Source organism: Bacillus sp. MBGLi79, from assembly GCF_002953915.1.
In genome coordinates, this window is sequence record NZ_CP026521.1 from 424,255 (window position 1) to 430,053 (window position 5,799).

Sequence of the window (5,799 nt, forward strand, 5' to 3'; positions counted from 1 at the left end):
CCATCAGCCAAAAGAAGTCATTATCGTTTAAGTCAAAAAAGAAGGTTTTCGTTAATCGAAAACCTTCTTTTTTTATGCCGGTTTTTCAGCTGATAAATCTGCTAGCACACGTTCACATTCGGAGAAGAGATTGTCAAAAATCACTTCCCACGACTGGGTAAGGGCATAGCTTCTCGCATCGTATGACATCCGTTTTTTTAACGGCACATTGGAGAGGACGCGCAATATATTTTCGGTGAATGCATCCGGATTTCCAGGTTCGGAAAGAAAACCGTTTCTTCCGTTTTGTATAAAGTCTTTCAGGCCGCCGGAATCTGCCCCGATAACAGGCGTCCCGCAGGCGAGCGCTTCAAGCGCGGAATTTCCGAAGGTTTCCGTCGGAGAAGGAAAGACGAACAAATCTGAGCTTGCATAAATGCTTGCCAGCTCTTCTCCTTTGACATAGCCGGCAAAAGTCATATTGAGGGGAGCCCGCTTCTCAAGCTCTTTTTTTAACGGGCCGTCTCCCGCGATCAGCCAGTGGACGCCATCTTTCAAATTGGGGTGACTTGCGATCTTGAGCAGCGTCTCCAAATCTTTCTCAGGTGCAAGCCTTCCGACATAGCTGAGGATATAGGTTTCCTTTATGCCGTATCGCTTGCGGATGTGTTCGGTTTGATGCGCCGGACTGAACAGCGAGCAGTCCACGCCGCGCTTCCAGATGGAGAGGTTCCTGAATTGTTTGGCTTTGAGCTGCATAAACGTTTCGCGCGAAGGGACAAAAATTCTTCGAAAATCTTTATGAAACCAGTGCATATATTTCCATAATAGTTTGGAAAACATTTGAAGATCATAATATGAAAGGTACTGGTCAAAATCGGTATGGTAAGAGCCTACGACAGGGATGTTCCATTTCTTCGCAAGCTTGAGCCCTGCTAGGCCGATATTAAAAGGAGTCGCGATGTGAATGAGATCGGGATTGAATTCGCGGAGTTCTGATTTCATTTTGATGAGATTAGGAAGAGCGATTCTGCACTCGGGGTATAAGAAGAACGGCATGCTCGTAAAACGGCGGATGCGGCTCGAAAATTGTGTTTCATGCGTGCTTTCCGGCGCAAATACTTTATAGGACATCCCGTTTTTTTCAAGATAATCCGTATACCTTTTCAGCGTTCTGGCGCATCCGTTCACATCCGGTGTAAAAGTGTCCGTAAATATCGCAATTTTCATCGTTTCCCCTCCTGTTTGTGATGTGAAAAATCAGTGACGCTTTGGAAGAAACGGCCGGCTTAGAAGACCAGCGCCGACAAAGTTCCGACTGATATCCCGAGGGCCGTGCCTGCCAGAACATCCGAAGGATAATGAAGACCGAGATAAATTCTGGAGAGTCCCACACTGATGCCTACCGGAATTAATAAAAGCGCGAGTATCGGAAAGAATATCATTAGCGGTGTAATGATGGAAAATGCCGCGGTCGTATGGCCGGATGGAAAAGAATGATCCTTGAGCGGATTTTGCAAAACCTGTGTTTCCTTTAGCGTTAAATACGGCCGCTTTCTTGGATACAGCTTTTTGATCAGCATGACTTGAAGGTGGCTGACCAAAAGTGCAATGGCGCTGGCGATCCCCGCTGTACGAACACTTCCGGATCCGAACAGCAAGAGAGACAGGCAAGCGGAAATCGTGCAGAATGCCCCTCCCAGATGTGTTGAGGAACGAAAGTAACGGTTTAGTGCTTTTTGGTGAAATAAGCTGTTCATACCGAGGAAGACCCGGCATTCAAAGTTGTAGATGCCGACCATCAGTTTATTCAAATGTCATAACCCCCTTTACATGAATGGCTGCTTCATGTTTATTGTAAAAAATGAATGTTTAGCAAATGATAAGTATTTGTAAAGATTTCGGAAAAGAAAAAAGCCGCAGACGCGTGCGGCCGAAAAGGTTATTGCTTAAATTATCGGTGAAAAAATGGTAAAGTTGTAGCAAAGCTAATCTTTTTTTTGCAAGGATTTGTAGTATTGTCCTTTTTCAATATATTCTTTGCGAATTCTTTCCATTTCCTGTTTATCCTTGTCAGTTAACGGGCGGATGACTTTAGCGGGCCTGCCGAATGCGAGGTGCCCGGCCGGGATCTTTTTGCCAGGCGGGACAAGACTGCCTGCCCCGATAAAAGCGCCTTCCCCGACTTCCGCTTCGTCAAGAATAACCGACCCCATTCCGATAAGGGCATGCTTTCGTATCACGGAGCTGTGCAGTGTAACCTGATGGCCTACCGTCACACCGTCTTCAATCACAAGAGGGCGCTCAGGGCTTTGGTGCAGGCAGGAAAGGTCTTGAATGTTCACGCCTTTTCCGATCCTGACCGGGGCGACATCGCCGCGGATAACCGAAGAGAACCAGATGCTTGATTGCTCTCCGATTGTTACATCTCCGGTGATGACCGCGTTGTCGGCGATAAACGCCGTTTCATGAATAACGGGTTCCGTTTTTTTATAAGGGTAGATCATAGGTTTCATCCTTTCATTTATAAAATTGTGTGAGGTGGTCAGCATGTGGTGCATGGAAGCGGAAAGACCTGTTGCTTCAATCGTCATCATTCACGGTGCATGTGAGCATCACGGGCGGTATAAATGGCTGTCCGAAATGTGGCGTTCATCCGGGTTTAATGTCGTCATGGGGGATTTGCCCGGACAGGGAACTTCGACAAGAGAAAGAGGACATATACGCTCGTTTCAAGAATATATTGATGAAGTGGACAAATGGGTCGCCAGGGCGAAAGCATTTGAACTGCCTGTATTTATGCTCGGGCACAGCATGGGCGGCCTGATCGCGATCGAGTGGTTTAAGCAGCAGCAAAGCGGCATTGCCGGTCTCATTTTATCATCCCCTTGTCTCGGGCTGCAATTAAAGCCGAACAAATTTTTGGACTGGATTTCCAAAGGGCTCAACGTTTTGGCTCCGTCCATGCGGTTTGAATCCGGGATCACGCCTGATAAAGCGACGAGAAACAAAGAAGTCATCGAAATGGACATCAACGATTCATTATATATCACAAAAGTTTCTGTCAGATGGTATCAAGAAATGTTAAAAGCGTTGAAAAGCGCGATGGAGCCGACGGACGCCTTTCTCAACATCCCGCTCTTTGTCATGCAGGCGGGCACAGACTGGCTTGTCGACAAAAAAATGGTCGTCAAGTGGTTTAACGAGCTTGCTTCTCACAATAAGACGTACAGGGAATGGGAGGGCTTATACCACGAAATTTTTAATGAGCCTGAGCGGGAAGACGTTTTTAAAGCGGCCAGAGCGTTTGTGGAACAGTATATGACATAATGGAGGTGCATTCTTTGGCAGTACCGGAGCATCCTTTTGGATTAATGGCTAAAGTATACAGAGAAGTTTTTCCCCTTGTTCATCAGGAGTTGGACAAGTGGAAACGAAAAGCTGAAACGATTCAAAATCCCGAGCTGAAAACGCAGGCGAAAGCCAGCATCAGGGATAAAACCTTTCACTGTGAAGGCGGCGGCATTATGGCCCTCCTTTCAGGCGACAAAATCGAGCAGTCGATCCGGTTTATTACGGCGTATCAGACGATAAGCGACTATCTCGACAATCTATGCGACCGGAGCACCTCGCTTGACCCGGATGATTTTTCCATGCTTCATCAGTCAATGAAAGACGCGCTGACCGTCGGGGCTGAATTGAAGAACTATTACCGGTTCAGGGAAGACCAGGATGATCAAGGCTATTTGCACGACTTAGTGAAAACGTGCCAAGACGTGCTTGCGGAAATTGAGAACTATGATTTGATCAAGCAGCACCTGCTTGAGCTTTGCAGCTATTACTGCGATCTGCAAGTTCATAAACACGTTGTGGAGCATGAGCGTGTCCCCCGGCTCGAAGCGTGGTTTGAGAATTATAGATCGGCCTTGCCGAAAATGGAATGGTACGAGTTCTCAGCCTGTGCGGGTTCAACGCTCGGCATCTTCTGCCTCGTATCGTATTCCGTCCGTTCCGATTTTACTGAATCGATGGCCGGAAAGATCCGCGACAGCTATTTTCCGTACATACAGGGACTGCACATCCTGCTCGATTATTTAATTGACCAGGAGGAAGACTTAATCGGCGGAGATTTGAATTTCTGCACGTATTACCCATCACATTCAGATATGATGGAAAGGCTCGAATATTTCATTGAAATGGCGGATGAACATTTGCGCGGGATTCCGCACGAAAACTTTCACCGTTTGATCAACAGAGGTCTTCTGGGTGTTTATTTATCAGACGATAAGGTCGCGGGTCAAAAGGAAATCGGCCGGCTGGCGAAGCGCCTTATTAAAGCGAGCGGAAAAACTTCCTACTTCTTCTATATCAACGGAAGGGCCTACCGCAAAATTCAAAAAATGCCGTGGATGAAAAGCTCGTAAAGAAAAGCTCAAACCGTTCATCGGCTTGAGCTTTTGCTGTTTACAAGCTTTCCATCCGGTATTGTTTTTCAAGTACAAAACGCTTATTATACCGGAAGCTTTTTTCCCATTTTGAAACAACGATGCAGGCGACAGCATGACCCGGCACGTTCACGCCTGTTCGCGCCATGTCCATCACGCGGTCCACTCCCGCGATAATCGCGACTCCTTCAGCGGGAAGGCCGACTGCGTTGGCGGTAGCCAGAAGGACGACGAGCGAGCCAGATGGAACGGCGGCGATCCCTTTGCTTGTCATCACTAGCACGAGCATCATGAGCAATTGCTGTGAAATGCTCATGTCTATATTGAAAGCCTGCGCCAAAAAGATACAAGCGACAGATAAATATAGGCTGGAGCCGTCACAATTCAGCGATAAGCCTGAAGGAACCACAAAGGAAACGACCCGTTTTGGGCAGCCGTATTTCTCCATGCGGTCCATCAGCTGCGGCAAGACTGTTTCTGTGCTCGTAGTGGAGAACGCGATCAGAAACAAATCCCAAATCATTTTCAGGACTTCGAAGTATTTAATTTTAAAAATAAGACCGACGATCGGAAATAAAACAAAAAGAACGAGAAACAGTCCGAGAAAAACAGTGCCGACTAATTTTAACATAGGAAGCAGGAGTTCGATGCCGTATTGCCCGACGGATGCGGCCATAAGAGCAAGCACGCCGATAGGGGCTGTGACCATAACCATCTGCGTCAGTTTGAACATGATATTGGCAACAGACTCAAAAAATTTCATGACAGGCTCTGAGGCTTTGCCGATCCCGGCAGCTGCGACGCCGAACAATATCGCAAAGAAGATCACGGCAAGCAAATCATTTCTGGCCATGACGTCAACGATGTTGGTAGGAATAATATCGAGGATCATTTGTTTAAGATCGACCACTTTTTCCGTGTAGCCTGAGAGCTCGCCGATATCTTTTTTGGCCAAATGGGAGAGGTCAAGGCCGACGCCGGGCTTTAGCACATTAGCCAAAAGCAGCCCGAGTCCGAGCACGAACGTCGTAATCACTTCAAACCAAATAATCGTCTTGATGCCGAGACTGCCCATTTTTTTCATGCTTCCGCTTCCGGCCGCTCCGATGACGATTGTAGAAAAAACGATCGGAACGACGATCATTTTAATCAAGCGGATAAATCCGTCTCCGACGGGGCGCAGCGCCATTCCGAAATCAGGGAAAAAGTGTCCGATCACTGCTCCAATGGCGAGTGCGATCAAAATTTGATAAGCGATAAATTTTTTCAAATTGAAATCCCTCCGTATTTTACATGAGTTTTCAATAATTTCGTGACAAAGAGTGAAACACCTTTTCTTTTTAGAAAATTGCGAAAAATTTCTTATATTTTATTT

6 protein-coding genes are annotated in these 5,799 nt (G+C 46.8%); 2 read left to right on the plus strand and 4 right to left on the minus strand.

Annotated features, from left to right (window positions below; translation table 11 throughout):
* Positions 1-72 precede the first annotated feature (72 nt).
* From C1T29_RS02265 to C1T29_RS02275, 3 genes are all read right to left on the minus strand, one after another.
* Positions 73-1,209, minus strand: coding sequence for a glycosyltransferase family 4 protein (locus tag C1T29_RS02265; RefSeq protein ID WP_026579033.1), 1,137 nt, complete (start codon positions 1,207-1,209; stop codon positions 73-75).
* 59 nt (positions 1,210-1,268) lie between these two features.
* A complete protein-coding gene (locus C1T29_RS02270; RefSeq protein ID WP_026579034.1) occupies positions 1,269-1,793 on the minus strand; it encodes a phosphatase PAP2 family protein in 525 nt (174 codons plus the stop codon).
* A gap of 174 nt (positions 1,794-1,967) precedes the next feature.
* Positions 1,968-2,486, minus strand: a complete 519-nt coding sequence (locus C1T29_RS02275; RefSeq protein WP_020452666.1) for a gamma carbonic anhydrase — start codon at positions 2,484-2,486, stop codon at positions 1,968-1,970.
* 43 nt (positions 2,487-2,529) lie between these two features.
* Here C1T29_RS02275 and C1T29_RS02280 point away from each other — a divergent pair, with 43 nt between their 5' ends.
* Complete coding sequence (locus C1T29_RS02280) at positions 2,530-3,309, plus strand: alpha/beta hydrolase (protein WP_023855831.1); 780 nt, start codon at positions 2,530-2,532, stop codon at positions 3,307-3,309.
* Between the two features lie 14 nt (positions 3,310-3,323).
* A complete protein-coding gene (locus C1T29_RS02285) occupies positions 3,324-4,403 on the plus strand; it encodes a tetraprenyl-beta-curcumene synthase family protein (RefSeq protein ID WP_020452664.1) in 1,080 nt (359 codons plus the stop codon).
* A gap of 40 nt (positions 4,404-4,443) precedes the next feature.
* On the opposite strand, the gene gltP is transcribed toward C1T29_RS02285, so the two are convergent.
* The gene (gene gltP, locus C1T29_RS02290; protein WP_023855832.1) at positions 4,444-5,694 is read right to left on the minus strand and encodes a glutamate-aspartate/proton symporter GltP; all 1,251 of its coding nucleotides are present in this window, start codon (positions 5,692-5,694) and stop codon (positions 4,444-4,446) included.
* Between the last annotated feature and the right edge of the window lie 105 nt (positions 5,695-5,799).

What these genes read in the sequence shown, in the direction of transcription:
- C1T29_RS02265 (WP_026579033.1), bottom strand. Translation starts at nt 1,209, where the DNA reads ATGAAAATTGCGATATTTACGGACACTTTTACACCGGATGTGAACGGA.
- C1T29_RS02275 (WP_020452666.1), bottom strand. Translation starts at nt 2,486, where the DNA reads ATGATCTACCCTTATAAAAAAACGGAACCCGTTATTCATGAAACGGCG.
- C1T29_RS02280 (WP_023855831.1), top strand. Translation starts at nt 2,530, where the DNA reads ATGTGGTGCATGGAAGCGGAAAGACCTGTTGCTTCAATCGTCATCATT.